Below are 24603 nucleotides of genomic sequence, written 5' to 3'. Positions count from 1 at the left end.
AGCCGGGAGAACCCGTTGGCGGGGCGGGATGCGCTTGGCTCCCGCCCCGCTTCTATCCGTTCAGAGGCCCATTGCGGCGAGGTCGGCGACCGTCTCCTTGTTGATCGGTACGAGCTGGTCGACGATGATGTTGCGGTTTTCGAAGTCGGGATGGATCACGCCGAGACCTTCGATTTCCTCGCCGTCCTTGATTTCCTCGCCCTTCATGAGCTTGTCGGCGAGCGTCACGAAGACTTCGCCGGCCTGCTTGGGATTCCACATGAAGCCGCCGGAAATCGCATCGGACTTGATGAGCTTCTGTCCCTGGCCGGGCGAGAAGGGCCCGAGCACGAAGATCTCGCCGACCTTGCGGCGCTCCTCGATGGCGCGGCCGGCGCCGATCGGCCCCTGACTTCCGAAAGCGAGGAAGCCTTTGAGATTCGGATGAGCGGAGATCAGGTCGAGAGCCGTCGAGCGGCTCTTGTCCACATCCTCTGCGACGCCGTAGCGATCGCCGACGAGCGTCATCTCGGGATGGTTCTTCTTGATGTATTCAATTGCCGCGTCCGCCCAGGCATTGTGCAGCGGCACCGTCAGCGATCCGACGAAGACGGCATATTCGCCCTTGCCGCCCATTTTCTCCGCAAGCAGCTTTGCATGCGCCTCACCGAAGCCGGTGGCGGACGCGAGTTCGAAGTCCCAATCCGCGCCCTTCTGGCTGGGGGATTCATGCGTGATGACGATAATGCCCTTTTCCCGGGCCTTGGTGAGGACCGGCTCCAACACCTTGGCGTCGTTGGGTACGACGCCGATGACTTTGACGTTCTGGGCGATCAGATCTTCTATCGCGCGAACCTGCAGTGCCGGATCGGCACTGGTCGGCCCAACCATGAAGGCGTCGACGCCGAGCTCTTCGCCGCGTTCCTTGATACCGGCCTCCATGGCGTTGAACCACGGTATGCCGCCGATCTTGACGACGACACCGACCTTGCCCGTTTCCTGCGCAGCGGCGCTATAGGCACCCGCAAGCGAAAGCGACGCCGCCAGGGCGGCGGCAAGAATTTTCCTGATCATGTCTCTCCTCCACATGTTCCCCCAAGGGAACGCTCCCGGGCGCGTTATGCGCCGGCCTCCAGCTCGATTCTCTTGGACGGGAGGGAATGTCCCGCCGCCGACGGCCGCCTCCTCAGACGGCACCTACGATTTGCACAATCGATATTTCTTTTTTGCACAATCGATGGTGCAATGACTATCGTGCAGAGTTAATCTTACGTCAAGCCGAAATCGGCACTAGAGCAATTCCAGAAAACGCGCGCATCGGTTTTCCGGAGTTTGGAGGAGGTCAGATGACGAACGGCGGCAGGAAGAAGGCGACCATCTATGATCTTTCGGTGCTGTCCGGGAGCTCGCCCTCCACGGTCAGCGCGGTGCTGAACGGCACGTGGCGCAAACGACGGATCAAGGAAAGCACCGCGGAGCTCATCCGGAACCTGGCTGAAACGCATCAGTACACTGCCAACAGGCAAGCACGGGGCTTGCGCAGCTCCCGCTCCGGCCTAGTCGGCCTGCTCCTGCCCGTGCACGACAACCGCTACTTTTCTTCGCTCGCCCAGACCTTCGAGGCGCATGTGCGCAGCAAAGGTCAATGTCCGATCGTCGTCAGTGCCAGCCGCGACCCGGAGGAGGAGCGCAGGACGGCTGAAACGCTGATCTCCTATTCCATCGACGAATTGTTCATCTGCGGCGCGACGGATCCCGATGGCGTGCACGAGGTCTGCGAAGCGGCCGGCCTGAAGCATATCAATATCGATCTTCCCGGTACGAAAGTGCCGTCGGTGATCAGCGACAATTTCGAAGGCGGCCGCCTGCTGACCGAGGCGATCATCCGCCACTTCCCCGCCGAGCGGCCGCTCGAGCCCGACGATCTCTACCTGTTCGGGGGCCGCGACGATCACGCCACACGCGAGCGCATACGCGGCTTCCGCGCCGTGAAGGAGGAGTTGCTGGGCGCCGACCCGGACGAATGCATATGGCCGACCGGCTATGCCGCCGACAACGCGCGAAAGGCCTTCGAAGCTTTCTACGAACAGCATGGAAAACTGCCACGCGGCTTCTTCGTCAACTCATCGATAAATTTCGAGGGATTGCTGCGTTTCATGGCCGAGCATCCGCTCGAGAATTTCACGGATCTGGTCGTCGGATGCTACGACTACGACCCGTTCGCCTCCTTTCTCCCCTTCCCCGTCATCATGATCCGGCAGAATATCGAGGGAATGATCGCCAAGGCCTTCGAAGTGATCGAAGAACCGAGAGCGCCCTTGCAAATACACATGATCCAGCCGCAGCTCGTGCCGCCGAGAACGGCCTTGACAGGGCCGCTCGACGCGCTGATGGACAGCGAGATACCGCAGGAGTGACGGGCTGCTACACCGCCGTGCGGCTGCCGGGGAAAAGCAGCTCGATGAAGCTCGCCGCCGTCGGCTGCGGCTCGTGATTTGCCAGGCCGGGGCGCTCGTTGGCCTCGATGAACACGTAGTCCGGTTCCGCCGGATCGCGAACCATCAGGTCGATGCCGACCACCGGGATGTTGATTGCCCGCGCCGCGCTGCAAGCGGCCTCGACAAGATCGGGATGCACGATCTCCGTCACGTCATGGATCGACCCGCCAGCATGGAGGTTAGCGGCCTTGCGAACCGTAATCTCCCGCCCCTCGTCCAGTATCGTTTCGAGATCGAGACCCTGCTCCGCAAGGCAGCGATCCGTCTCCGCGTCGAGCGGAATCCGGCTTTCGCCACCCGTAGCGGCCTCGCGGCGGCGCGACTGTTTCCCGATGAGGGAAGCGATCTTGCTGCGGCCATCGCCGATGACGCGCGGCGGCAGGCGAACCGCGGCGGCAACGAGCGTATAGTCGATGATCACGAGACGGAGGTCTTCTCCCTCGAAAAAGGCTTCCAGCAGTACCCGGTCGCAGACCTGACGGGCCGATGCGATTGCCTCCTCCAGCGCTTCCATCGTCGTGATACCGACCGAGATGCCCCGGCCCTGCTCGCCGCGCGCCGGCTTGACCACCAGCTTGCCGTGTTTTTCGAGAAAGGCGCGAACTGCCTCGCGGTCCTCCCCCACTTCCATCTGGTCCGGCACGACAAGGCCCGCCGTGGAGACCATGCGCCGCGTAATCGCCTTGTCGTCACAGATCGACATCGCGACGCCGGAAGTCAGTTCCGAAAGGCTCTCGCGGCAATGAACCGAGCGGCCGCCATGGGAGAGGCGGAAAAACCCGCCTTCCGCGTCGGTGATCTCGACATGGATCCCGCGCCGCGTCGCCTCGTCGACGATGAGCCGCGCATAGGGATTGAGCGCATCGTAGGATTGATGCGGAATCGCGAAAAACTTCTCGTTGATGGCGTTCTTCCGCTTGATGGCGAAAAGCGGCATGCGGCGGAAATTCAGCTTCTCATAAAGCCCGATCGCCAGCGTATTGTCGTGCATGACCGACAGGTCGACAGAGGAAAGGCCACGTGCCTGGAAATGCTCGGCAAGCTTGCGGACCAGATGTTCGCCGATGCCCGGCTGGCGCGCCTGCGGATGCACCGCGAGACACCACAGCGAAGCGCCGCGGTCCGGATCGTCGAACAGTCTCTGGTGGTCGATCCCGGTCACCGTGCCGACGATTTCGCCCGTGGCGTCGTCCTGCGCCACGAAATAGGTCAGCGATCGGTCGTCCCGCTCGGAAGAGAAGAAATCGGATCGGATCTGGACCATGCCGCAGGCGGCATAGACCCGGTTGATGCCGTCTCCGTCAGCTTCCGACGCGAGCCTGCGGATCGTGATGCCTCGCGTGCGGCGGGTGTTTGCACGGTAGGTCCACAGGTCGAGCCGGTAAGTGTGCGACGGGTCGAGGAAAATTTCCTGAGGCGCCCGTGACAGAAGCACGTGCGGGTCCCGTACGTAAAAGGCGATATCCCGGCTCGAGGGAGCCTCCTCGCGCAACTCGGACAAAAGCTTCTCGTCGTCGGAAAACGTCTGCGCGAACAGGAGCCTGCCCCAACCGCAGTCGAGCACGACGTCCCGCTTCGCCCCTCCGGAGGCCCTCGACCCCTCGGCATCGCGCCCCGGCTGGGTGTGCGTCCGCAGCCGGTTCAAACGGTGCGTGACTGCCTTGGTGCCCTTGCTGCGTTGACGCGGCAATGCGATCTCGCGCGTCTTCTTCATGCTACACCCCCTGCGCTTCAAGCCACATTTCAAGCAGTCCGACCTGCCACAGCTCGGAGCCGCGTAGCGGCGTAATGTGATCCGACGGCGCTTCGAACAGGCGGTCGAGATAAGCTTCTTTGAAGATGCCCCGCTCACGCACCTTCTGAGAGCGCAAGGTGTCGCGGATCAGGTCGAGATACGGACCGGCGATATATTTGAGCTGCGGCACAGGGAAATAGCCCTTCTTGCGGTCGATGACCTCGCTCGGAATGATCCGGCGTGCCACGTCCTTCAGAATGCCCTTGCCGCCGTCGCGCAGCTTTTCCTCCGGCGGCATGCGGGCGGCAAGTTCCACCAGCTCGTGGTCGAGGAAAGGCACGCGCGCTTCCAGGCCCCAGGCCATGGTCATGTTGTCGACGCGCTTCACGGGATCGTCGACGAGCATGACGTTGCTGTCGAGGCGGAGCGCCTGATCGACGGGCGTATCGGCGCCCTCGCGCAGGAGATGCTCGTTCAGCAAGTCGCCGCTCACGTCGTGGTCGGCAATCCAGGAATCCGACAACTGGGTGGCCAGGACCGCGTGGGAACGGTCGCGGAAGGCCTTGCCGTAATCCGCAACGACGTCGTTGGAGTTCATCAGCGGCGGGTACCAGTGGTAACCGCCGAAGACCTCGTCCGCACCCTGCCCAGACTGTACGACCTTGACGTGCTTCGAAACTTCCTTCGAGAGCAGATAGAAGCCGACATTGTCATAGGAGACCATCGGCTCGGACATTGCGGCGATGGTCCCGGGCAAGGCCCCCATCAGATCGACGGACGGGACGAATATCTTGCGATGATCCGTACCGAAGTGGCCGGCGATCAGGTCCGAATAGACGAATTCGTCACCCTTTTCGCCGTTCGCCTCCTCGAAGCCGACGGAAAAGCTCATGAGGCCGCGCTGGCCCGCTTCCGCGAGCAGCCCGACGATCAGGCTGGAATCGACGCCGCCGGAAAGAAGCACGCCGACCGGCACGTCGGCGATCATGCGTCGCTTCACGGCAATGCGCAGCGCGTCCAACAGCTGCTCCTGCCATTCCTCGCGCCTAATGGCTGCGTCTCCTGCCTGACGGCGATAGGGCGGATCCCAGTAGCGCCGGTCCTTGAAGCTCCCGTCGCGCTGATAGACGCGAAGGGTCGCAGGCGGCAGCTTGCGCACGCCATTCAGGATCGTGCGCGGCGGCGGCACGACCGCGTGGAAGGTCATGTAATTGTGGAGCGCAGCCACGTCGATCGAGGTGTCGACGCCACCCGCCTTGACGAGCGCGGGCAAGGCGGAAGCGAAGCGCAAGGCGCCTTGGACTTCGGCGATATAGAGCGGCTTGATGCCGAAACGGTCGCGCGCCATGACGACACGTCCGCTGTCACGCTCGTGAATGACGAAGGCGAACATGCCATGGAAGCGCGAGACGCATTCCTCGCCCCATGCATGCCACGCCTTCAGGATGACCTCGGTATCGCCGGACGAGAAGAATCTGTAACCCTTCTCTTCAAGCGCCGCCCTCAGTTCGCGGAAATTGTAGATGCAGCCGTTGAAGACGAGCGAAAGGCCGAGGTCAGGATCGACCATGGGCTGCTGCGACTTGTCGGAGAGATCGAGGATACGCAATCGCCGATGTCCCAGCCCGACATTCCCGCGCACCACCACGCCCGACGCATCCGGCCCGCGAGGGGCAAGGACGTCCGCCATGATCGAGACTGCCGTAACCGACGGCGAACCGCCATCAAACCTGACTTCTCCACAAATTCCACACATGAACCGGGTCGAAACCTCCATTGTTGGTACTAGACGCGACGTCAGGGCCGCGGATCGATCCGCGGCCCTGACGTCGCTATGAAAACCCAATGCCCCACCGAGCCGACAGTTCCGCCATGGGCGTCACTTGGTCGCGGCTGCACGTTCGAGCATGTAGCTTTCGGCGAAAGCCATATGCTCGGCGGCGATCGCGCGCGCATCCTCCGACCGCCCGTCCTTAAGGGCGGCCATGAGCCGGTACTGGAAGGACAAGCCCGTTTCTCGCGAAAGCGACGTCGGGTCGGCATAGATCGCCCGTGCAGCCGGGAGTTCGCGCAGCAGATTGTGCATGAGGCCGCAGACGAAGCCGAGAAGCGGATTTGGGCAGAGTTGCGCCAGCATCGAATGAAAATCGAGCTCGGCGACGCGCTGACGATACTGCTCGTCCAGATCGGCGGGGGGATGATCGTAAATGCGGATCGTATTTTCGAGGGCGATGAGTTCCTCCCGCGTCACCCTGCCGGCAACGAGCGCCGCCACCTCCGGCTCCAGCATCTTGCGCATGGCGTATATGTCGGAAATGCTCGGCTGATCGAAAAAGAAATGTGTCGACAGAAGCTCCATGGCGTGCCGCGCCGACGGCTTGGCGACGAATGCGCCGCCTCCCGGACCGCTGCGCGTGAAGACGAGACCCTGCGTCTCCAGCGCTTTCATCGCCTCGCGTACGGTCCCCTTGGCCGCCTTGAAGGTGTCGATCAGGTCGCGCTCCTGCGGAAGCCGGTCGCCCGGCCCCAATCCTTCCAGGCGGATGTAATCCTTGATCCGATCGGCGATCGCCTCAGGTCTGCGCTTCGTGCGCTCGGCCGGGACGAAGAGACGCTGGCCGTCTCCACCGGTTTCCTTTTTCTTTTCGATGACCACTGGCATGAACCGTCACTCTTTCCTGATGCGGGGCGCGCTGGCGACAAGCTGTCGTGTATAGGCGTGCTCAGGGTCGGTAAAAAGGCGGGCGGCCGGCGCGGTCTCGACCACCTCGCCGAAATACATCACCGCCACCCGATCGGAGATCGCCTCGACCACCGCCAGATCGTGGCTGATGAACAGATAGGAGAGACCGAAGCGCTGCTTCAGATCGCGCAGCAGAAGCAGGACCTGCGCCTGGATGGACACGTCGAGCGCGCTCACCGGCTCGTCGAGCACGATGATCTCGGCCTCCGTCGCCAGCGCCCGGGCGATCGCGATCCGCTGTGCCTGTCCGCCGGAAAACTCGTGCGGGTAGCGCAAGAGCGTATCCTCCGGCATCTGCACCGCGTGAAGCAGTTCCTGCATCCGGGCGCGACGGCGGGGGGCTTCGTAACCGCACAAAAGCTTCAGCGGCGTCTCCAGGATATCGTGAATCGTCTTGCGCGGGTTCAGCGAAGCGACCGGATCCTGGAAGACATATTGGATCGTCTTGCCGAAGGCCCTCGGGCCGGATCGCCGCAGCGCCGCCGCATCCCTGCCTGCGATCAGCATGCTGCCGGATGTCGGCTCCTCGAGGCCGACGAGCATGCGCGCAAGCGTGCTCTTGCCGGATCCGCTTTCGCCGACGACGGCGAGCGTCTCGCCCCGCGCGACATCCAGCGACACCGCCTTCACCGCCCTTGTCTCATGCTTCGCCTTGCCGAAAAGGCTGCGGCCTCCGCCGAAGGTCTTCGAAAGGTCCCGAACCTGAATGGCAGCACCCGTCATTGCGCCACCTCCGCCTTGCTGCCGGCAAAAAGTTCGCCGACACGATCCAGGAAACGCTCGCCCGTTCCGAGCTCGGGCACGCAGGCGATCAGCCGCTTCGTGTAGGCATGCTGCGGATTGTCGAGTACCTCCCGGGTTTTACCGGTTTCGACGATTTCGCCATCCTTCATCACGGCCACGCGGTCGCAGAATTCCGAAACGATGCCGAAGTCGTGGGTGATGAACAGCAGTGCCATGCCCCGCTCGCGCTGAAGGTCGCGCAGGAGCTCCAGGATGCGGGCTTGAACGGTTACGTCCAGCGCGGTCGTCGGCTCGTCCGCAATGATGATCTCCGGATCGTTGGCAAGCGCCATGGCGATGCCGACTCGCTGACGCTGACCGCCGGAAAGCTGGTGAGGATAATGCACGGACCGCTCGCGAGCGTCCGGGATTCCCACTTTTTCCAGGAGCGCGACGGCTTTTTCCCGCCGCTCGGCCGCCCTGACCGGCTGATGCGCTGCGATAGCCTCCTCCACCTGCCGCCCGACAGGATACATCGGATGCAGCGTCGTGAGCGGGTCCTGGAACACGTAGGCGACCCGGCTGCCGCGGTTCGCGATCAGCCTGGTTTCAGGCATGGAAAGCACATCGTCGCCTCCGAGATAGACCGCACCGTTGCGGATCACACCCGGCGGCGAGGCGACGAGCCCCATGACGGACAAGGCGGTGACGCTCTTGCCCGAGCCGCTCTCGCCGATGAGCCCGAGGCATTCGCCGGGCTTCACATGCAGCGAGACGTCTCGAACTGCGGGGACTATCTCCTTTCCCCGCCGAAAACCCGTTTCCAGCTTCTGGATCGCGAGGGAAGCACCTTCCGCCGTGTTTGCCGGCGCGGCGCGGTCGGGGGCAACTTCGGTCACCGGCCCCGGCCGCGCAAGAGCGCCGGAGCGAAGCCGCGGGTCCAACACGTCGCGGATCCCATCACCCAAAACGTTCAGGCTGATGACGATCAGGAAAATCATCACGCCCGGCACGATCGAGACATGCGGAGCCGTGAAGAGCTGCGCTCGGCCCTCTCCCAGCATGGAGCCGAGATCGGCCTGGGGCGGCTGCGCGCCGAGGCCGAGGAAGCTGAGCCCGGCCGTCTCGAGGATCATCCAGCCTGCCGTCGTCGACATGGTGATGACGATGACGGGCATAACGTTGGGCAGAACTTCGGTGAGAATGATCGACAGATGTCCCTTGCCGGAGAGACGCGCCGCGTCGACGAATTCGCGATGGGCGTAGCCGAGCGTCACGCCGCGCACATTCCGGGCGAAGAACGGGATATTTGCGAGAGCGATTGCATAAAGCGCGTTCATCAGTCCGGGCCCGAGGGCGGCGACGATCGCGAGCGCCAGCAGGATGTAGGGAAAAGCCATCAGCATGTCGATGCCGCGCATCATCGCATTGTCGGTGCGCCCGCCGGCGTAACCGGCGACGATACCGATGGCCGATCCGATCCCGGCGGCAATGAGGGTCGCGGCGAAACCGACCGCGATCGAGACCCGCGTGCCCCAAAGCAGGCGGCTCAGAATGTCCCGGCCGAGCTGATCCGTGCCGAGAAGATGCCCGGCGGTCAGCACAGGCTTCAACCGGTCGGCGGGTGCCGTCGCATCCGGGTCCGGAAGCGGGAGGACCGGGACCAGAACGATCAGCAACAGGATCAGTCCGAGCAGCACGAGCCCCGCCGCTGCGAGCCGGTTGTTGAGCAACAGGTGCCAGGAGGTGATCCGTGCCGGCCCGCTCGGCGGAGCCGGCGATGCTACCAGCGCGCTCATGTACGAATCCTCGGATCGAGCATGGACTGGACGACGTCGGCGAGAAGGTTGAACAGCACGTAGCTCGCCGCAACGACCAGCACGCCGCCCTGCACCAGCAGGATATCGCGCGTCGAAATCGCCTTCACGAGCATCGCGCCGATGCCGGGCCACTGGAACACCGTCTCGACATAGACGGCCCCGCCGAGCACGAAGCCCGCCTGGATGCCGATCGCGGGAACGACGCTGACCAGCGCCGCGCGGAAGGCATGGGCGTAGATTACGCGCCGCTCGGGCAGCCCCTTAGCGCGGGCCGTGCGCACATAGTCCTGCCTCAGGACCTCCAGCATCGCTCCACGCGTCAGCCTCGCTATGACGCCTGCGGCAACGACGGCGAGCGTGGCTGCCGGCAAGATCAGATGGAGCAGAAGATCCTTGAGGTCACCCCCGCCGTAGACGGCGTACATGCCGGAGGCCGGCAGGATGCGCCAATGAACGGCGAAGAGGTAGATGAGCAAGAGCCCGAGCCAGAAGGACGGCGTGGAGATGCCGGCCAGTACGAAGAAGGTGATGATGCGGTCGGCCCAGCCGAACTGGCGTACGGCTGAAACCACACCCGCGAAAAGCCCGATCACCGAGCACAGGACCAGCGATACGCCGGCCAGCACCAGCGTCGCCTGAAACCGTTCCAGCACCTCGTCGAGCACGGGGCGGTTCAGCGCGAAGGACCGGCCGAAGTCGCCCTGCAGCACGTTGCCGATCCAGATCGCGTATTGCTGCACCAGGGGTTTGTCGAGCCCGAGGTCACGATTGATGCGCTCGACGTTTTCCGGCGTCGCATAGGAGCCGAGAATGGCCGTCGCCGTGTCGCCAGGGATCAGAGCCATGACGAGAAAGACGATGATGGAAAGCCCGAACAGGACGGGCACCACGGCAACAAGCCGCTTCAGGACATAGGCCTGCATGGATAACCCTCCCGGGAGGTCCGTGTTGGTCGCCACCGGCAGAACGAACATGCCGGTGGCCGTTCCGGGTGCGCGATCTACTCTTTCGTCACGTCATGGAGATCGAGGAGGAATGAGGGCTGCAGCTTGAACCCCTTGACCGCGGCGGTCGTCACCGCGTTCTGCTTCCAGTTGGCGACAAAAAGCCACGGCGCGTCGTCATGCACGATCGACTGTACCTCGCCATAGAGCTTGCCGCGTTCGGCCTGGTCGGTGGACCTGCGCGCCTTTTCAAGAAGCTCGTCCAGCTGCGGATTGGAATAGTAACCGGAGTTGAAGCCTCCCTTGTCGGGCATGGCATCGGTGCGCAACGTCAGATAGGGGACAGTATCCGGATCGTTTGTCATCCAGGCCATCTCGGCCATATCCGCCTTGCCCTCGAGCCCAGGATTTACCCGGCCAAGGAAGGTGTTCCACTCGTAGGTCTCGATCTTGACCTTGAAGCCCACAGCCTGGAGATCCGCCTGGATCGCTGCACCCATGGTGATCGGATCGAGCATGCCCGAGCCGCCTTCGGTAACGTAGAACGTCACCTGCGGATTTTCGACCCCGGCTTCCGCCAGCAATGCCTTGGCCTTTTCGGGATCATGGGCATAGGGCTCCACCGAGCTTTCCACCCAGTTGAACGCCGGCGGTATCGGCCCGGCCGCGACCGTCGCCGTTCCCTGCAGCACGTCGTCGACCAGCGTTTGCTTGTTCACCGCATAATTGGCCGCCTGGCGCACGCGCTTATCCGCAAAAGGCCCCTCCTTTGTGTTCAGGATGGCGAACCAGACATGCGGCCCCGCCTGCTCGGCCACGGCGAAATTGGCATCCTGCTCAAAGGTAGCGAGATTGTCCGGCGGCACCTCCACCATCACGTCGATACCGCCGGCCATCATCTCGGCGACACGGGTGTTGGCGTCGGTGATGGGGCGGAAGACCACGGCCTGAAGCTTCGCGGCGCCATCCCAGTAGTCCGGATTACGCTGTACGACGACGCGCTGGTTCGACAGCCACTCTACGAATTTGAACGGGCCGGTCCCCGACGGGCTGCGGCCATATTCCTTGCCATGTTTTTCCACGGCGGCGGGGGAAACGATCAGACCCGTGGGATAGGCGAGATTGGAAAGGAACGGCGCAAAGGCTTCGCTGAGCCTGAACTCGACCGTATGCTCATCCAGCACATTGACCGCATCGACGGAGGCGAAGTTGAAGGAAAGCGGGAATGGCCCGGTGTCGTAGAATGGATGGTCCTTCTTCAGCATGCGGTCGAAGTTGAACTTCACCGCCTCGGCGTCAAAATCGGAACCGTCGTGGAACTTCACGCCCTGTCTTAGCTTGAACGTATAAGTCTTGCCGTCATCCGAGATTTTCCAGCTTTCCGCAAGCGCCGGCTCAACCTCCAATGTACCGTCCTTGAAACGGACGAGGCCGTCATAGACGTTGACCAGGATGCGGAAGTCGTTGGTTGCGGTCACCGTATGCGGGTCCAGAGACTGCGGCTCGGCAATCTGGCCGACGACGAGAACGTCGGGCGGAGTCTGCGCTGCGGCCGGCGCGGCGGCCCCTGCAAAAGCAAGAGCGGCCAAGGCGATGGCGCTCCGAAACAGCCTCTTCATGGGGAAGATCCTTTCGATTTGGCTTCAGTTCGCGATGATGTATTTATAACGATAAATCTTCGCGTTGCAATAATTTATCATGATTGAATTTGGCCTCCACCGCGCGGGACATGGAGGGGATGGCCCCCGACAGGCCCCTCGGCCCGAGGCGTTCGGCCCGCCAAAACGAGGTCGGTCAAAAGAGCGTAGCGATTTTTTGATGATGATGTCGGATCGGCGGCGGCTGGTGCGTCTTCGTATCATCAGGTCGGGTTTTCGATCTGAAGCACAACGACCAGGAGGACGACGCGATGTCTAAGAACACCATTTGTCTATGGTACGACAAGGACGCCGAGGAAGCCGCCCGCTTCTATGCGGACACCTTCCCAGACAGCAAGATCGGAGCCATCATCCGCGCGCCCGGCAAATACCCCGACGGAGAAGAGGGAGACGTGTTGGTCGTCGAGTTCACGGTGGCAGGTGTCGCCTGCGTCGGATTGAACGGCGGCCCCACATTCAAGCACAGCGAAGCTTTCTCATTCCAGATCAGCACCGAGGATCAGGGAGAAACAGATCGCTATTGGAACGCCATCGTCGGCAATGGCGGTCAGGAAAGCGAATGCGGCTGGTGCAAGGATAAGTGGGGCGTATCCTGGCAGATCACACCTCGCACTCTAATGGACGCGCTTACGGCTGGTGGCGAACAGGCAAAACGCGCATTCGACGCAATGATGTCAATGAGGAAAATCGACGTAGCTGCGATCGATGCGGCACGAAAAGGGGCTGACACGGTATGACCACCGACAAGATCAAAGGGCCGGCTTCCTATTTTCCATCGATCGAGAAGACATACGGCCGTCCGATCAGTGATTGGCAAGCGCTCGTGCGGATGCACTATCCAGCGAAGCACATGGAACTCGTCGCTATGCTGAAGAGCGAACACGGAATTGGCCACGGCCATGCAAATGCGATCGTCGCGCACACTCTCGTGGAAGACGAGACTCCACGGTGAATTTGCGACTGTCGACTTGCGATAGGTTTGCCGGTCGCAGAGGCAAAATAATCCGGCAATCGGCAGCTGCTGTCGATTGCCGCGCTACCCGGCAGGCCTGGCAGCCATGGTGGATCGAGCGTCTCGCTGACCGAAAACCGGATGATCATTGCCGTGGCCGTGTGGATGGCGCTCAGGATACGTCCGGCTCGTCCGCCTTCAAATCCTGCTCGGCCTGTCGTACCTTCTGCCGGGTAAAGCCCCGAAGGCCGGAGACCTCCTCGGCGTCGCGCTCGATCTGGACCTCGCTTGCCGCGTAATACACCGCGAGCTTCGCGACGGACATCAGCGCATGGAGATGGATACGCTCGTAGCCGTGCGACGCGTCGACACCAAAGGTGAGAAGCGCCGTGCGGACGTCGTGCCCCGCCTCGACCGCGGAAGCGGCATCGGAACGATAGTAGCGGAAGACGTCCTTCTGGACGCGGATGCCATGCTCGCCGCAAAGCTCGTAAAGTTTTTTCGAAAGGTGATAGTCGAAAGGTCCCGTCTGGTCCGCCATCGCGAGCGTCACGCCGAACTCGTCCGAATTCTGGCCTGGCGCGGTCGTGCCGTTGTCTATCGCCACCAGCGAGGCGATTTCCGGGACGATTGCCGCTGACGCGCCCACACCCACTTCCTCGCCGATGGTGAAGAGCCAGTAGGTATCGACCGGCGTTTCCACCTTCTCGCGCTGCATGGCCTCGAGCGCCGCAAGCATGATGGCGACCCCCGCCTTGTCGTCGAGATGCCGCGAAACGATAAACCCGTTCTCGAGGAATTCGGGCTGCGGATCGATGGCGACGATGTCGCCGACGTCTATTCCGAGCTGCACCAGGTCGTTCCGGCCGCGTGCGAGCGCATCGACGCGCAGCTCGATATGGCGCCAGCCCGTCGGTTGCGTGTCGACCTCCTCGTTGAAAGTGTGACCGGAGGCTTTCAGCGGGAGAATTGAACCGCGATAGGTGCCCTTGCCGGAAAAGATCGAGGCGCGAGCCCCTTCCGCGAACCGTGCAGACCAGTGCCCGATCGATACCAGTTCGAGGCGGCCGTTTTCCTTCAGCGCCTTCACCTGCGCGCCGAGGGTGTCCAGGTGCGAGACGATCCCGCGGGCCGGGCGCTCGGCAGCCCCCGGCCGAAGAGCGCGGATCGCACCCCGGCGGGTCAGCTTGACTTCCAGGCCGAGCCGCTCGAGCTCACGCGCCGTGTGGCGCACCGCCTCATCGGTGAAACCGGTCGGGCTCGCAATGTCGAGCAGAGCTTTCAGGCGGCTGGTGAGATAGTCCGGGTCTATATTGATCGGTGTCTGCATGAATGCGTTGTCGCAATCATGGATGCCTGCGTCAACAATGTTGCCGAAGCGACGCGCGCTCCCGCAGATCGTCGCGCGCGTCTCGAAAATCGCCAACGGGAACATCGCACCGCCCGCCACGTTGTAAGGTACTCAGCTATTCGGCAAGGCCAGGCCAGGCGTCACTCGGGAGGTTGCGTGGGCAAATCCGCGAACGAAAAACGAAACGGCGTCCCGCTCATTCATGGCGCCAGCAATCTGCCGTCGGTGACGGTCGACGATTATAATCTGGAGCTGCGTGACGGCGACGGCTTCCTTGGCGACAGAGCCAACAAATTTGCCTTCCAGGAGAAGCTCGACGCCTGGCGCAAACGCGTGCGCAAGGGCGGCGACGACCCGCTGGGCCAGGCCCTGACCCAGGATCTGTCCAAAAAGCGGGTCGATGCCCTTCTGCGCGGCGACGACAAGGAGGCGGCCGCGCTGATCATGGGTGCGGTCGACGAATTCGCCGGCGAGCTCGCCAGCGTTCTCGAACGATTCCTGCAACAAAAGAGCTGGAAAAATACGGAGCGCGTCGTCATCGGCGGAGGCTTCCGGGGAAGCGCAGCGGGCGAACTGGCCATTGCCCGCGCAATGGTGCTGCTGAAGGCTGAAGGCATCAAGATCGAACTTTCCCCCATCGTTCACCATCCCGATGATGCCGGGCTCATCGGCGCCGCGCATCTCATGCCCGCCTGGATGCTGAAGGGCCACAAGGCGATCCTCGCCATCGACATCGGCGGCACCAATATCCGCGTGGGCATAGTCGAGCTGCACCTGAAGGATGAAACCGACCTCTCCAAGGCAAAGGTCTGGAAATCGGACATCTGGCGACATGCGGATGACAAGCCCAACAGGAGCACCACCATCGAGGAGCTCATCGGCATGATCGAGAAGCTTATAGCCAAGGCGGACAAGGCGGACCTCGCGCCGGCGCCGGTCATCGGCGTGGCCTGCCCCGGCGTGATCAACGAAGATGGCTCGATCCTTCGCGGCGGCCAGAACCTGCCGGGCGGCAACTGGGAAAGCGAGCATTTCAACCTGCCTGCCGCGCTCAAGGGCGCCATTCCGCAGATCGGCGACCACGAGACCTTCGTGATCATGCACAACGACGCCGTCGTGCAAGGTCTGTCGCAGATACCTTTCGTACAAAATGCATCGAGCTGGGGAATCCTGACGATCGGGACCGGCCTCGGCAACGCGCATTTCAGCAACAAGGCCGAAAATTGAGCAGCCGCGCGGCAGCTTCCGGGCCGCCGTGAGTGCCCGAATGGTTAAGCGCCTGATGCGCAATCCCGGCGAATTGTCGGCTTTTCCTCGACCGTGAGTTAAAGGCTTTCGGCTAACCTTCCTTCACAAGCAAAAAACGGGGAGTTCCGATTGTGAAGGTAAAGTCGAAAGCATTGGCCGGACTGTTCGAAGCCCGCAAAACCGTCGCCCGCAGCACCCTTGCCGTCATCCTTGCCGTGACCACCTGGGGCTGCTCCTCGACGGTCAGCCAGGAAACGACCGCTTCGATCGCCAGGGAAGTCGGCTATCCTTTGCCTGAAAGAAAGCCCGCGCCGGGCAAGCAAGCGGTCACGCAAAAAACGCCCAAACTCGTGCGCTCGGTCTATCTCGGGCGGGCTCCCTATGTCTGCACGCCCAGCGGCTTCGGCAGCACCTCGCGCTGTTTCCTTCGCTGAGCGATTCCGAAAAGGCGTGGGGCGGGGTTGCGGGCCTTTCGACGCCGGGCTCATCTGCGGAGCCGGTTTGAACTGCTGACACCGGCCAGCCGCGCAACCCCTTCCCGGCCGGGGTTACTCGACCCGGCCGAGTCTCGCCTCGATGCGGCTCAGGCTCGCGCCCACGTAATTGCCGCGTCGAAGCTTGGCGAATTCGTCATCTGGCCTTACCCGTGCGTTCTTGAAGACGTACCAAGTGCCGTCCGGCTCTCGCCTTTGATAGATCACGCCACCCCGCTTGGCGTGGCTGAAGCAGGTCGTCGCCGGCGCCGAGCCATCCCTGGCGTGCCATTCGGCGCGGAAGCAGAGTTTCCCCGGGCCAGTGATGAACCAGCGGCCGACCCCATAGGACGGTTTGCCGTTCTCCTTGGACCAGGCGGTAAACCGGCGCGCCTGTACCGAGAAATAGCCCGCTCCCTCTTTCCATATCCAGGATTTCTGGCCGTAGAGTTGGAGCAGTTCCGCGTGCGTCAGCGGAGTTGCCTTCCTCTCCGGGCGCGCAGTGGCGGCCTCGGCGAACGAAGCACCGGCTAAGCTGGCGGCCAGCGCGATTGCCAAAGGTATTCCTCGGGATATCGATTTCATCACATGCCTCCATCGGGCACCTGCCCGCTAATGGTTTCGCGGACGACCCGCCAATCGGGGCGGCCGTAGCCCTGCGGCCAGTCATAGATCTCGCGATCGTTGAAATAGACTACGGCTGTCAGCTGCGGGAACTCGGCGTGGCGCTCGGCGACCGTTGCCGCCCAGCTTGCTACGTATGAACCACCGCCCTCGTAGCCGAGTTCGGCGACCATGATCGGCTTGCCATAGTTCATCACCCGGCCGTATCCGGGCGCCAGTCGCTCCGCAAATGTCTGATCACGGCCGGTCGTGCCCTGGTCGTAAGGCTGGTAACCAAACACCGAGAGCCCGACGATATCGACGACATCGTCACCTGGATAGAAGGCTTCCAGCCCCTCGTTGCCCTTGGGAGACCACATGAACTTTGCGTTCTTCAGGTGGCTGCGGCAGACGTTCACCACGCGGCGATAGGCTTTTTTGAAGTCGTCGCCCCCCCAATGGGACCAGGAGAACTGGTTGTCGGTTTCGTCCATTTCCTGGCCCCAGCGGATGATGACGGGACTCTTGAGGGCAGCAGCGGCGGAGCAGACCTGGGCCATGTTCTCGTCGCGTTCGCCGCTCAGGATCGAACGCAGGAGCTCCCCTTCGGTCACGCGCCACTCGGGCGACCATGACCAGGGTTCGATGGTGATCATGAGCGAACGGCCGCGGGCTTGGGCATAGTCGTCGGCAAGCGTCAGTGTCGACAGATCGACGTCTTCCCAGGGCAGGAAGAGATGCTCGATCTTCGAGCTGCCCGGCGCGCCGAAGTCGCCGTGGGGATCGTAAGCGCCGAAATCGATCGAGTTCTCCGTCAGTATGGGCCGCTTGTCCGATGGTGTCGCCATCGTCGGCGAGTTGGGTTCGGGGATACCCCTCGGCATGTTGGCCGCGAGCACGGTACCCGACAGCAACAGTCCGAGAGATGCAAAGGTAATGGCCTTTGATTTCCTGTTCATTGAACACCTCCAACAGCGTTCATCCCGGCTTGCCGGCCAACGCTATTCTTTGTTTCTTTCACTTGTCCCTCGATACGCTCCTTGAAGACTGTGAGCTTGGCGGCAACCAGATCCTCCCTGACCAGACGGTTGAACTCGTCGCCTGTCTGCGTCTTGGCATGTCTGAAGACGTACCAGTCGCCGGACGGCTCCCTCTTCTGGTAGATGGCTCCGTCGAGCGTGCGGTGGCTGAAGCAGGTCTTGTCGCGGGCGGCGGAACCCTGGCTGTGCCACACGGCCGTCAGGCAGAGTTGCCCGCGGTCATTCACGCTCCAGCGGCCTTCGGCCCAGCTCTCCCCCGTGGCCGATTGCACCCAGGCCCGAAAGGCGCGGCCTTCACGGTCCATCCGGCCGGCGCCGCTCTCCCATTTCCAGGTCTTGTCCTGGAAGATCATGTAGAGCTCGACGCCCGTCATGGTGCGGGCCTTTTCGGGAACTGCAACTTCCGCGGACGCCGGTGATTGGCAGAGGGCAAGGACGGTCAACATGCCAAGGGTGAAGCGCCGGCCGGGCAGCGCATGTCGGGTGCCGCGGCCCTCTCTCCCGAAGAATGGGACTTTCACTTTCATGTTCTTATCCCCTCTTAGAGTTGCCGTCCCGCTGTTCCGCGGGGGCGGAAATCCAGCGTGGCCGGAAGACGATCTTGCGCAATGCCGTACCGCCCTGCCCGGCTCCGGCCACCGCATAACGCTCCTCGAAGAGGCGCAGGTGCCCACTGCCCCATGCAAGCGCCTCGAGCCCGTCCTTCCCGTGTTCGGCAGTCGCAATGCCGGGCAGTGCGACGACCGCCAGGAGTCCGGCCGCTATTGCAGGACGATAGAAACGGGAGGCGGAACCAACGGCGTTTTCTCTCGAATGCCGCAGGACGATGACTAGCAGAAGCAGGCAGTAAATTGCCGCATTGAGGATCGCGAAGAGGTAGAACCCCTTGGCCTTCGCGGCATCTTCGACGAACAGGACCGGCAGGGCGGCCGAGACCGCCAGGAAAAAGTAGGGCGCGAGCACGCGCAGGGGCAGCGGATCGACCTCGGATGATCCCTTCGGCGTCACACGGAAATCCACGAAGGACCCGGTGAGCCAGTCGCGCAGAGCGGCCAGCGTACCGGCAAGCGCCCAGGGCCAGCGCGCAAACAGGAAGAGCATGCACTCCCAGCTCAGGATGTTCGCGTCGTAAGGTCGGAAGGCGCCGGTTGCCCGCCAGCGATAGGCCAGCAGGACGAGGATGATCGAGAGCGGCGCGAAATAGGCCAGAAACTCCGGATAGGTCACGGCGACAAAGGTCTCGCCGCGCGCAAGGGCGAGGATCGGCATTGCAAACATCAGCGCCATAAAGCACGCGAAGAGCGGATACCAGAGCTGCGAGAAGAGGAACTGGAACTTCAGTCGCAGCGGCAGCCGGCCGACGAGACGCGGCGAATACTGCAGCAGGAGCATCACGAGACTGCGCGACCACTGGAACTCCTGGGTCACCAGGTCGGCAAAGGTGCGCGGTCCGTCGCCATGGGCGATCGCGTCGAGCGCGTGAATGCCGCGCCAGCCTGCCGCATTCATCATCAATGTCGTCGAATGGTCTTCGGCAAGCTCCGGGCCGAGACCGCCGATCTCCTTGAGGGCAGCCGTGCGCACCGCGTAGTGAGAGCCGATGCAGAGTGGCGCAAGCCCGCCATTGTATCCGGCCTGGAGAGCACCGTGCATGCTCGCCTCCGCATGGAGGCGGCCGCGTGCCGACCAGCTTTCTGAAGCATTGCGGTCGCAGATGCTCGGCGCCGAGACGTAACCCACTTCCGGGTCGGCAAATGGGCGCAGCATTTCGAAGAGGTATCCGGGTGCGGGCACGTGGTCGGCATCGAGCTGGGCCACAAAATCGTACCGGTCATAACCGTAGTGATCGTAGAAGAAGGCGAGATTGCCTTCCTTGCAGCGGGTGCGCCGTGGCCATGTGGCCCGGTGATAGTCTGCCCGGCCTTTGCGGGTGGAGACGAGGACGCCATGGCTGCGGCACCAGTCGAGCGTCGCTTCGGAAGGATCCTCGTCTGCAAGCCAGGTGTCGTGCGGCACGTCCTGCGCAAGCATCGCCTCCAATGTCTCGGCGACGACGGAAAAGGGTTCCGACGGTGCCTTGGTGACGACCATGGCAATGCGACTGCCGGCCGGGAGCCGCAACGGCCCGTTCGGTTTCAAGGCCCCATAAAAGACGGCAATGAAATAGGCCGGCAGCAGGGTGACCCAGGCAAGGACCGCGGTCACGATGGCACTGCCCAAGGCGTCCACGTGATGGCGCGGCTCCAGCCACCACGACCAGAAATGGACGAGCGCCGCGACCCAGAGCCCCGCGCCGAGCAGAAATTCCATCCGGCGTCCGCGCGTGAGCACAGGCACAAGCCGCGGCTCACCGTCTTCGGAAATGCGCGTCGGCTCATTGGCGGAAAGGACGGTCATGACCGCACCTCCAGCCCGAAGAACGGGGCGGCGGTTCGCACGATCGTCTCGAGATTGGAATATCGCGGCAGGAAGCCGAGCGTCCGGCAGGCAAGCCCGGCATCCGCATAAAGCGCCGGCGGATCTCCGGCACGACGCCGGCGAAATACGACCGGGACGTTATGCCCGGTAATTTCGCCGATCGTTCGCAGGACTTCCTTTATCGAGAAGCCGCGGCCGGTACCGACGTTGAGCGCGAGGTTGCCGCCGCCATTGGCGAGATGCCGGTATGCCAGCACATGGGCGCTCGCAAGATCGGCCACGTGAATATAATCGCGCACGCAGGTTCCGTCCGGGGTGTCGTAGTCCTCGCCGAAAATCTCCAGATGCGGAATGCGGCCTGCCGCGGCCATCAGAGCCCGCGGAATGAGGTGCGTTTCCGGGTCGTGCCATTCACCGAGGTCGCCCTCTGGATCAGCGCCACATGCGTTGAAATAGCGCAACGAGACGTAATTCAGCGCAAAGGCGGCCGCATAGTCGGCGAGCATGTGCTCGGCCATCAGTTTCGTCTTGCCATAGGGGTTGATCGGTGCCTGCGGCGTCGCCTCGTCGATCGGCAGCAACGCCGGTACGCCGTAGGTGGCGCAGCTCGATGAGAAGATCACCTTGTCGACACCCGTCTGGCGGCATGCATCGAGGAGCGACAGCGTGCCGGCGACGTTGTTGTTGTAGTATTTCGCAGGATCGGCGACGGATTCGCCGACATAGGCGGATGCGGCGAAGTGGATGACGGCGTCCGGCTGATAGGCCTCGATGGCCTCGATCAGGTGGCGGCCGTCCAGGATATCTCCCTGAATGAATGGTCCCCAGCGCACGGCGGAACGGTTTCCGGTCGTCAGATTGTCGTAGACGACGGGCTCGATGCCCTCGAGGCGCAGAAGCTTCGCGGTGTGACTGCCGATATAGCCGGCGCCACCGGTGACGAGGATACGTGGCGCAACCATCAGACCAGCTCCGCGCTTTCCCGTATCGACCGGGAGAGAAGGTCGTCGAAATAGCGGATCGTGTGCGCAAGCCCCTCGGCCAGATCGACCTTCGGACGCCAACCGAGCTCTCCCGTCGCGAGCGAGATGTCCGGGCGGCGCTGGCGGGGATCGTCGACAGGCAGGGGCCGACGGACGATCTTCGAACGCGAGCCGGTCAACCGGACCACCTCTTCGGCGAGTTCGCCGATCGTGAACTCTGCCGGATTGCCGAGATTGACCGGTCCGGTAAGGGACGGCGGCGATGCCATGAGGCGGACGAAGCCGTCGATCAGGTCGTCGACGAAACAGAAGGAACGGGTCTGCGAGCCGTCGCCGTAGATCGTGATGTCCTCACCCTTAAGGGCCTGGACGATGAAGTTGGAAACGACACGGCCGTCATCCGGGCGCATCCGCGGGCCGTAGGTGTTGAAGATACGGACGATCTTGATTTCGACCCCATGGGACTTGTGGAAGTCGAAGAACAGGGTCTCTGCGCAACGCTTGCCCTCGTCATAGCAGGAGCGCGGGCCGAATGGATTGACGTTGCCCCAATAGCTCTCCACCTGAGGGTGGACGTGCGGGTCGCCGTAGATTTCCGATGTGGACGCCTGGAAGATGCGGGCGCCACGACGCGCGGCCAGATCGAGGAGGTTGAGTGAGCCGATCACGCAGGTTTTCGTCGTCTGGATCGGGTCTGCCTGGTAATGCGGCGGCGATGCCGGGCAGGCGAGGTTGTAGATCTCGTCGACCTCGAGGTCGATCGGCTCCACGACGTCGTGGGCGATAACGCGGAAGGTATCGAAGCGCTTGAGCGGCGCGATATTGCGCCTCAGGCCCGTCGAGAAGTTGTCGAGGCAAATGACCTCGTGCCCGGCGCCGAGAAGCAGCTCACAAAGATGCGAGCCCAGAAAGCCGGCACCGCCCGTAACAAGTATTCTCTTTTGAAGGCTTCGGCGCCGCAGTGAATCTGTATCTTCATTCGCGCCGAAGAGCGTTCCCCTGAAGTCATTTCTGAAATAGTTCACGGAATAATCCTCACACTATCTGCCAACTTCCAAAACTCATCCACAGCAGGCACAATAAATTGGTGATCGAAACTTTACCGTTCGAAACTACCTTAATTACTTTCGGGCAATGCTTGGAACAACTGTAGGTGTTTAATACAATCAGCGGATGGGGATTGTCATTATCACCCAATCCCGATTGTTATCCCGCCGTGCATTTCTACATATAAAGGGGTATAAATTGGATACTGGCAGGTGTGCCCCGCCGATTCGATTCCACCCTGGGGCGAGTTGCGTCAGGGTGGGACAGATTCGCCGCTCGGGTAAATCGCTCGTTCGGGCTCACCCGAATGGGCAATCCATTTCGCTGGAGGGTTGCATGACGAAGGACTCCGGATCAGGAGATGACCCCGTCGAAGTTCCGGCGTGGCCTGCCCATATGGAGCGGCGCCGTTGGCCACGTGATCCCACGCCCCCAAGGGACCGTTCAGCCGAAAGGTCACCGGCGCTCGCACCTTCACGATTCTCGACCCGTGATTTGCCGCCGCAAGAGCAGTTTAGATCCTGGCGGGCGCATATGGCGCCCCTCGTGGACGTACGCCTGCCCGATGGGGTATCCGAAGAGGACGGCTTTGCGGCCGAACTGACCGGTTGGCATCTCGGCGATTTGCTGATCGTTCAACAGGTGACGCCGGCACATAGTTACGAGCGCTCCCAGACTATGTTGCGCTCGAGCCCCATCGATCATTGGAACGTCGGTCTCTTTCGCAGCGGCCGGTCGTGGACCGAAGCCGACCGCCGCGTCACCGAGACGGGGCCGGGAGAGTTTTTCTTCCGGTCGCTCGGTTATCCTTATCGTGGGCGCATGACGGATGCCGCATCGATCCTTCTCTTCATGCCCTATGAACTGCTTGCGGACGATGCTGGCAAGCTCGAAGGCGCCAACAATTCGGTCTTGTCCGGCAGCCTCGCCGACCTGCTCGCAAACTATATCAACGGCATGGAAGAAAACCTCGGCAACATCACCGTGGAAGAAGTGCCGCGCATCGTTCGCACGATACGTGACATGGTCGTCGCCTGCGTGGCGGCTGTGAGACCGGATGCGGGGGGCTCCCAGGCAAAGATGGGAGTGATGGAGCGCGCGCATCGGTATATCCACCTGAACCTGCACTCGGCCGACCTGACGCCTGAAGCCATTTGCCGGGAGCTGGGCATTTCCAGAACCCGTCTCTATCAGCTATTCGAACCGAGCGGCGGCGTGCTGAACTATATCCGCAGACGTCGGCTCCTGCAGGCGCACGCGCAGCTCAGCGATCCGACGAACAACCGGCCCATCGCGGAGATCGCTGAGGCGGCAGGATTCGACCTCGCCGCCAATTTCACACGCGCCTTCAGCCACGAATTCGGAGCGAGCCCGCGCGAAATCCGCAAGGCTGCGGCCGCCGAACGCCTCGCCACGCCCGTTGCCCCGCCGGAGCGGGACCGCGGGGCGACGATCGGCGACTGGCTCAAGTCGGTTCAAGGATAAGGGATGAGCGGCGCACACGTAGCACATGTTCGGGCGTCATGGATTATCGACATCGTCATGATCGCCGTGGTTACCGGCATTAAGCGTTGGCGCCGCCGTCTATGGTCAGCGAAGTACCGGTGACGAACTTGCCTTGCGGGCCCGCAAGCCAGGCGACCAGTCCGGCAATGTCTTGCGGCTCACCGTAGCTACCGGTGGCGATACGTTCCCGTTGCGCTTCGGCATGGTCGCCATCGGCCGGGTTCATATCGGTGTTGGTCGAGCCTGGATGAACGATGTTGACGGTGATCCCGCGCGGTCCGAGGTCACGGGCCAGGCCTTTCGTCAGGCCGGCCAGAGCCGCCTTGCTGGCCGAATAGAGGCTGATCCCCGGCCAGGGAACCAGTTCGGCCAGGTTGCTGCCGATCGTGATTATCCTGCCGCCGTCACCGAGATGCCTTGACGCGGAACGAATGGCCACGAAGGGCGCACGGAAGTTGACGGCCATCACTTCGTCGAAATCGGCGACAGTCGTCTCCTCCAGAGGAGCCGAGTGCCAAATGCCCGCGCTGTTCACCAGAATGTCCAGCCCGCCCAAGGTTTCGACAGTCTGGCGAACGGCCTGCTCGATGGCTTCGGCGTCGCGGTTGTCGGCGCGGATGGCTACCGCGCGGCCGCCCGCCTGCTCGATCTCGGACACGACCGCCTGCGCCTGGTCGGCCGCATTCACATAAGTCAGCGCCACCGCTGCCCCCTCCAGAGCAAGCCTCTTGGCGATAGCCGCGCCGATACCCCTGCTGCCGCCGGTAACGAAAGCGGTCTTTCCGCCCAAACTGATCGATGTCATCGAAAAACTCCATTTTTGTAATGATCGATACATAAAGCTTGCCTGAGCTTGCCAATGCCTGTCAAGCGATATATTTA

22 protein-coding genes are annotated in these 24603 nt (G+C 62.5%); 6 read left to right on the top strand and 16 right to left on the bottom strand.

Annotation, left to right across the window (positions count from 1 at the left end; all coding sequences use genetic code 11):
• Nucleotides 1–60 precede the first annotated feature (60 nt).
• Nucleotides 61–1053 carry an autoinducer 2 ABC transporter substrate-binding protein gene (locus CN933_RS24355; protein ID WP_018098515.1) on the bottom strand — a complete coding sequence of 331 codons (993 nt, stop codon included), beginning with the start codon at nucleotides 1051–1053 and terminating at the stop codon, nucleotides 61–63.
• A gap of 272 nt (nucleotides 1054–1325) precedes the next feature.
• Between CN933_RS24355 and CN933_RS24350 the strand changes: the two genes are divergently transcribed.
• A complete protein-coding gene (locus CN933_RS24350; protein ID WP_102762669.1) occupies nucleotides 1326–2396 on the top strand; it encodes a LacI family DNA-binding transcriptional regulator in 1071 nt (356 codons plus the stop codon).
• Nucleotides 2397–2403: 7 nt separating this feature from the next.
• Here the strand turns inward: CN933_RS24350 and ngg are convergent, their stop codons facing one another.
• The 7 genes from ngg to CN933_RS24315 all read right to left on the bottom strand — a co-directional run bounded on the left by ngg (nucleotide 2404) and on the right by CN933_RS24315 (nucleotide 12061).
• A complete protein-coding gene (ngg, locus tag CN933_RS24345; protein WP_102762668.1) occupies nucleotides 2404–4191 on the bottom strand; it encodes an N-acetylglutaminylglutamine synthetase in 1788 nt (595 codons plus the stop codon).
• Nucleotide 4192: 1 nt separating this feature from the next.
• A complete protein-coding gene (locus tag CN933_RS24340; protein WP_102762667.1) occupies nucleotides 4193–5968 on the bottom strand; it encodes an N-acetylglutaminylglutamine amidotransferase in 1776 nt (591 codons plus the stop codon).
• A 123-nt stretch (nucleotides 5969–6091) separates the two neighbouring features.
• A complete protein-coding gene (locus CN933_RS24335; RefSeq protein ID WP_102762666.1) occupies nucleotides 6092–6874 on the bottom strand; it encodes a FadR/GntR family transcriptional regulator in 783 nt (260 codons plus the stop codon).
• Nucleotides 6875–6880: 6 nt separating this feature from the next.
• Nucleotides 6881–7678 (bottom strand): ATP-binding cassette domain-containing protein, encoded by a 798-nt coding sequence (locus tag CN933_RS24330; RefSeq protein WP_018098510.1) that lies wholly within the window; start codon nucleotides 7676–7678, stop codon nucleotides 6881–6883.
• Nucleotides 7675–9477 carry a dipeptide/oligopeptide/nickel ABC transporter permease/ATP-binding protein gene (locus tag CN933_RS24325; RefSeq protein WP_102762665.1) on the bottom strand — a complete coding sequence of 601 codons (1803 nt, stop codon included), beginning with the start codon at nucleotides 9475–9477 and terminating at the stop codon, nucleotides 7675–7677. The genes CN933_RS24330 and CN933_RS24325 overlap by 4 nt, the downstream gene beginning before the upstream one ends.
• The gene (locus CN933_RS24320; RefSeq protein ID WP_102762664.1) at nucleotides 9474–10421 is read right to left on the bottom strand and encodes an ABC transporter permease; all 948 of its coding nucleotides are present in this window, start codon (nucleotides 10419–10421) and stop codon (nucleotides 9474–9476) included. Before CN933_RS24320 ends, CN933_RS24325 begins: the two co-directional genes overlap by 4 nt.
• A 77-nt stretch (nucleotides 10422–10498) precedes the next feature.
• Nucleotides 10499–12061 carry an ABC transporter substrate-binding protein gene (locus CN933_RS24315; RefSeq protein WP_102762663.1) on the bottom strand — a complete coding sequence of 521 codons (1563 nt, stop codon included), beginning with the start codon at nucleotides 12059–12061 and terminating at the stop codon, nucleotides 10499–10501.
• A gap of 290 nt (nucleotides 12062–12351) precedes the next feature.
• On the opposite strand from CN933_RS24315, the gene CN933_RS24310 reads away from it, so the two are divergent.
• Both CN933_RS24310 and CN933_RS24305 read left to right on the top strand, forming a co-directional pair.
• Nucleotides 12352–12837, top strand: a complete 486-nt coding sequence (locus tag CN933_RS24310; RefSeq protein WP_102762662.1) for a VOC family protein — start codon at nucleotides 12352–12354, stop codon at nucleotides 12835–12837.
• Complete coding sequence (locus CN933_RS24305) at nucleotides 12834–13052, top strand: DUF4287 domain-containing protein (protein ID WP_102762661.1); 219 nt, start codon at nucleotides 12834–12836, stop codon at nucleotides 13050–13052. Before CN933_RS24310 ends, CN933_RS24305 begins: the two co-directional genes overlap by 4 nt.
• Before the next feature lie 172 nt (nucleotides 13053–13224).
• On the opposite strand, the gene CN933_RS24300 is transcribed toward CN933_RS24305, so the two are convergent.
• Nucleotides 13225–14382, bottom strand: a complete 1158-nt coding sequence (locus CN933_RS24300; protein ID WP_102762796.1) for an osmoprotectant NAGGN system M42 family peptidase — start codon at nucleotides 14380–14382, stop codon at nucleotides 13225–13227.
• Between the two features lie 177 nt (nucleotides 14383–14559).
• On the opposite strand from CN933_RS24300, the gene CN933_RS24295 reads away from it, so the two are divergent.
• Together CN933_RS24295 and CN933_RS24290 are read left to right on the top strand one after the other, a co-directional pair.
• Nucleotides 14560–15630 (top strand): ROK family protein, encoded by a 1071-nt coding sequence (locus CN933_RS24295; RefSeq protein ID WP_102762660.1) that lies wholly within the window; start codon nucleotides 14560–14562, stop codon nucleotides 15628–15630.
• A gap of 152 nt (nucleotides 15631–15782) precedes the next feature.
• Nucleotides 15783–16085 carry a hypothetical protein gene (locus CN933_RS24290; RefSeq protein WP_102762659.1) on the top strand — a complete coding sequence of 101 codons (303 nt, stop codon included), beginning with the start codon at nucleotides 15783–15785 and terminating at the stop codon, nucleotides 16083–16085.
• Nucleotides 16086–16199: 114 nt separating this feature from the next.
• Here the strand turns inward: CN933_RS24290 and CN933_RS24285 are convergent, their stop codons facing one another.
• From CN933_RS24285 to CN933_RS24260, 6 genes are read right to left on the bottom strand one after another with little or no spacing between them, the layout of a single operon-like run.
• Nucleotides 16200–16709, bottom strand: a complete 510-nt coding sequence (locus CN933_RS24285; RefSeq protein WP_100672326.1) for a DUF995 domain-containing protein — start codon at nucleotides 16707–16709, stop codon at nucleotides 16200–16202.
• Entirely contained in the window at nucleotides 16709–17686 is a 978-nt protein-coding gene (locus CN933_RS24280) for a glycoside hydrolase family 26 protein (protein WP_102762658.1), read from the bottom strand. Before CN933_RS24280 ends, CN933_RS24285 begins: the two co-directional genes overlap by 1 nt.
• Nucleotides 17683–18294, bottom strand: coding sequence for a DUF995 domain-containing protein (locus CN933_RS24275; RefSeq protein WP_180980797.1), 612 nt, complete (start codon nucleotides 18292–18294; stop codon nucleotides 17683–17685). Before CN933_RS24275 ends, CN933_RS24280 begins: the two co-directional genes overlap by 4 nt.
• A 4-nt stretch (nucleotides 18295–18298) precedes the next feature.
• Entirely contained in the window at nucleotides 18299–20164 is a 1866-nt protein-coding gene (locus CN933_RS24270) for a glycosyltransferase family 2 protein (RefSeq protein WP_102762657.1), read from the bottom strand.
• Complete coding sequence (gene galE / locus CN933_RS24265) at nucleotides 20161–21147, bottom strand: UDP-glucose 4-epimerase GalE (protein WP_102762656.1); 987 nt, start codon at nucleotides 21145–21147, stop codon at nucleotides 20161–20163. The genes CN933_RS24270 and galE overlap by 4 nt, the downstream gene beginning before the upstream one ends.
• Nucleotides 21147–22193 (bottom strand): UDP-glucuronic acid decarboxylase family protein, encoded by a 1047-nt coding sequence (locus CN933_RS24260; protein ID WP_018098495.1) that lies wholly within the window; start codon nucleotides 22191–22193, stop codon nucleotides 21147–21149. Before CN933_RS24260 ends, galE begins: the two co-directional genes overlap by 1 nt.
• A gap of 358 nt (nucleotides 22194–22551) precedes the next feature.
• Here CN933_RS24260 and CN933_RS24255 point away from each other — a divergent pair, with 358 nt between their 5' ends.
• A complete protein-coding gene (locus CN933_RS24255) occupies nucleotides 22552–23700 on the top strand; it encodes an AraC family transcriptional regulator (protein WP_102762655.1) in 1149 nt (382 codons plus the stop codon).
• A gap of 79 nt (nucleotides 23701–23779) precedes the next feature.
• Here the strand turns inward: CN933_RS24255 and CN933_RS24250 are convergent, their stop codons facing one another.
• Nucleotides 23780–24526 carry an SDR family NAD(P)-dependent oxidoreductase gene (locus CN933_RS24250; protein WP_018098493.1) on the bottom strand — a complete coding sequence of 249 codons (747 nt, stop codon included), beginning with the start codon at nucleotides 24524–24526 and terminating at the stop codon, nucleotides 23780–23782.
• Between the last annotated feature and the right edge of the window lie 77 nt (nucleotides 24527–24603).

The sequence above is a fragment of the Sinorhizobium sp. M4_45 genome (assembly GCF_002885915.1).
GTDB lineage: Bacteria > Pseudomonadota > Alphaproteobacteria > Rhizobiales > Rhizobiaceae > Sinorhizobium > Sinorhizobium meliloti_A.
Note: the sequence above shows the minus strand (reverse complement) of the source record. Positions and strands in the feature narration are given on the sequence as shown.

Excerpts from the sequence above, each read along its gene's own strand:
- CN933_RS24355 (WP_018098515.1), bottom strand. The coding sequence starts at position 1,053 with ATGATCAGGAAAATTCTTGCCGCCGCCCTGGCGGCGTCGCTTTCGCTT.
- CN933_RS24350 (WP_102762669.1), top strand. The coding sequence starts at position 1,326 with ATGACGAACGGCGGCAGGAAGAAGGCGACCATCTATGATCTTTCGGTG.
- ngg (WP_102762668.1), bottom strand. The coding sequence starts at position 4,191 with ATGAAGAAGACGCGCGAGATCGCATTGCCGCGTCAACGCAGCAAGGGC.
- CN933_RS24340 (WP_102762667.1), bottom strand. The coding sequence starts at position 5,968 with ATGTGTGGAATTTGTGGAGAAGTCAGGTTTGATGGCGGTTCGCCGTCG.
- CN933_RS24335 (WP_102762666.1), bottom strand. The coding sequence starts at position 6,874 with ATGCCAGTGGTCATCGAAAAGAAAAAGGAAACCGGTGGAGACGGCCAG.
- CN933_RS24330 (WP_018098510.1), bottom strand. The coding sequence starts at position 7,678 with ATGACGGGTGCTGCCATTCAGGTTCGGGACCTTTCGAAGACCTTCGGC.
- CN933_RS24325 (WP_102762665.1), bottom strand. The coding sequence starts at position 9,477 with ATGAGCGCGCTGGTAGCATCGCCGGCTCCGCCGAGCGGGCCGGCACGG.
- CN933_RS24320 (WP_102762664.1), bottom strand. The coding sequence starts at position 10,421 with ATGCAGGCCTATGTCCTGAAGCGGCTTGTTGCCGTGGTGCCCGTCCTG.
- CN933_RS24315 (WP_102762663.1), bottom strand. The coding sequence starts at position 12,061 with ATGAAGAGGCTGTTTCGGAGCGCCATCGCCTTGGCCGCTCTTGCTTTT.
- CN933_RS24310 (WP_102762662.1), top strand. The coding sequence starts at position 12,352 with ATGTCTAAGAACACCATTTGTCTATGGTACGACAAGGACGCCGAGGAA.
- CN933_RS24305 (WP_102762661.1), top strand. The coding sequence starts at position 12,834 with ATGACCACCGACAAGATCAAAGGGCCGGCTTCCTATTTTCCATCGATC.
- CN933_RS24300 (WP_102762796.1), bottom strand. The coding sequence starts at position 14,382 with ATGCAGACACCGATCAATATAGACCCGGACTATCTCACCAGCCGCCTG.
- CN933_RS24285 (WP_100672326.1), bottom strand. The coding sequence starts at position 16,709 with ATGAAATCGATATCCCGAGGAATACCTTTGGCAATCGCGCTGGCCGCC.
- CN933_RS24280 (WP_102762658.1), bottom strand. The coding sequence starts at position 17,686 with ATGAACAGGAAATCAAAGGCCATTACCTTTGCATCTCTCGGACTGTTG.
- CN933_RS24275 (WP_180980797.1), bottom strand. The coding sequence starts at position 18,294 with ATGAAAGTGAAAGTCCCATTCTTCGGGAGAGAGGGCCGCGGCACCCGA.
- CN933_RS24270 (WP_102762657.1), bottom strand. The coding sequence starts at position 20,164 with ATGACCGTCCTTTCCGCCAATGAGCCGACGCGCATTTCCGAAGACGGT.
- galE (WP_102762656.1), bottom strand. The coding sequence starts at position 21,147 with ATGGTTGCGCCACGTATCCTCGTCACCGGTGGCGCCGGCTATATCGGC.
- CN933_RS24255 (WP_102762655.1), top strand. The coding sequence starts at position 22,552 with ATGACGAAGGACTCCGGATCAGGAGATGACCCCGTCGAAGTTCCGGCG.
- CN933_RS24250 (WP_018098493.1), bottom strand. The coding sequence starts at position 24,526 with ATGACATCGATCAGTTTGGGCGGAAAGACCGCTTTCGTTACCGGCGGC.